2 protein-coding genes and 1 pseudogene are annotated in these 1,318 nt (G+C 65.5%); 1 reads left to right on the top strand and 2 read right to left on the bottom strand.

Going from position 1 to position 1,318, the window contains the following annotated elements; translation table 11 throughout:
• Nucleotides 1-91: 91 nt before the first annotated feature.
• Both HMPREF0298_RS11210 and HMPREF0298_RS11205 read right to left on the bottom strand, forming a co-directional pair.
• Nucleotides 92-298: a hypothetical protein gene (locus tag HMPREF0298_RS11210; protein ID WP_006841314.1), complete on the bottom strand. Its 207-nt coding sequence runs from the start codon at nt 296-298 to the stop codon at nt 92-94.
• Between the two features lie 255 nt (nt 299-553).
• The gene (locus HMPREF0298_RS11205; protein WP_006841313.1) at nt 554-952 is read right to left on the bottom strand and encodes an SHOCT domain-containing protein; all 399 of its coding nucleotides are present in this window, start codon (nt 950-952) and stop codon (nt 554-556) included.
• Between the two features lie 127 nt (nt 953-1,079).
• Here HMPREF0298_RS11205 and HMPREF0298_RS11965 point away from each other — a divergent pair.
• Nucleotides 1,080-1,303, top strand: a pseudogene (locus tag HMPREF0298_RS11965) (IS6 family transposase); the annotation flags it as partial.
• Nucleotides 1,304-1,318 lie beyond the last annotated feature (15 nt).

Below are 1,318 nucleotides of genomic sequence, written 5' to 3'. Positions count from 1 at the left end.
GGCTGCACTACTACAACCACCACCGGCCCCACACCGCTTGCGGGAACCAGCCGCCCTTCTCACGCTTGACCAACGTACCCGGTCAGTACAGCTAGTCGCAGGTGCTCTCGAATTGATCGCGCGGCACGGTCTCGCCCGAGTCGCCGACCAGTACGTGGCCGGCACTGAGCTGCGTCAGCCATCGCGGTGCGACGACCACTCCGCTGCCGTCCAGTTCAGTGGTGGTCGAGGCGGCGTCGACGCTGACCTCGCCCCGCTGCGGCCATGAGATCCCAGCGCCGCGCTGACCTTGTGGCATAGAGAAGGACCACCCTCGACAGAAGCGGCGCCGAGGGTGGCGGGCGCGACCTTACGCTGTGAACCGGTGCACAACCAGAGCCATCGAGTGACCCCCAAGGTCAGGTGGCGCCCCCTCGATGGCGGCGCGGCACCCGGAGCCTAGGAGCCAAGCTGGCCAGCGTCCGGCGAACCGCGAATTCGCCCCGCGACAAGGCCGCGCCGGATGGCTGCCCTCGGACCGCGACGCTGCGGCTGGCGAGGGAGCGGACCAGGGTCAGACCGAGGAGAGCGCCCTTGCCTTGATCTGGTCGAACTCCTGCTGGGTAATCGCTCCCGAGTCGAGAAGGGCCTTCGCCGAGGCGATCTCATCGGTCGGGCTCGATCCGGCGGAGCCGCCGGCGACGGACTTGATGTACTCATCCTGCCGCTGCTGGAGCTCCTGGTGCGCCTCGACCGCGCGGTCGGTCATCCCCCGACCTCGAACAAGCAGGTACGCGAGCATTCCGATGATCGGCAGCACGATGATGAACACCACCCACAGCGTCTTCGCGAAGCCGCCGAGGTCCTTGCTGCGGAAGAGATCTCCGAAGATCCACCACAGGGACATCAACCATGCGAAGAAGATGAAGAACTCGAACATGGCGAGCAGGAATGAGCCGTTGTCGTCGAACATCTGCTGACTGCCTCCTTACTGGATGGACGCTGGCCGAGCGGTCCACGCGGACCCCAGCGCACGACGGTTAGGAACAAGGACGTGCCCGGGCCGTCGCCGAACCACGTTAGCAGCTTTTCCTCACCAAGTGTGGTGGGCGGTGCGGTGGTACTGCCGCTACGGCGTGAGCTACCGCGATCTCGAAGAGATGATGACCGAGCGGGGTGTGCCAGTCGATCACACCACGGTTCTCACCGCTGAGCGCAGAAATACGCCCCTGAGTTGGATAAGCACACTCGGTGGTACCGGCAGGTACCCGACTGGCAGGCCCGGTCCTGGCGGGTGGATGAGACCTATATCCGGGTCGGCGGCACGTGATGCTATCCC

The organism is Corynebacterium lipophiloflavum DSM 44291, from assembly GCF_000159635.1.
Taxonomy (GTDB): domain Bacteria; phylum Actinomycetota; class Actinomycetes; order Mycobacteriales; family Mycobacteriaceae; genus Corynebacterium; species Corynebacterium lipophiloflavum.
This window is presented reverse-complemented; position numbering and strand designations above follow the sequence as displayed.

Excerpts from the sequence above, each read along its gene's own strand:
- HMPREF0298_RS11210 (WP_006841314.1), bottom strand. The coding sequence starts at position 298 with ATGCCACAAGGTCAGCGCGGCGCTGGGATCTCATGGCCGCAGCGGGGC.
- HMPREF0298_RS11205 (WP_006841313.1), bottom strand. The coding sequence starts at position 952 with ATGTTCGACGACAACGGCTCATTCCTGCTCGCCATGTTCGAGTTCTTC.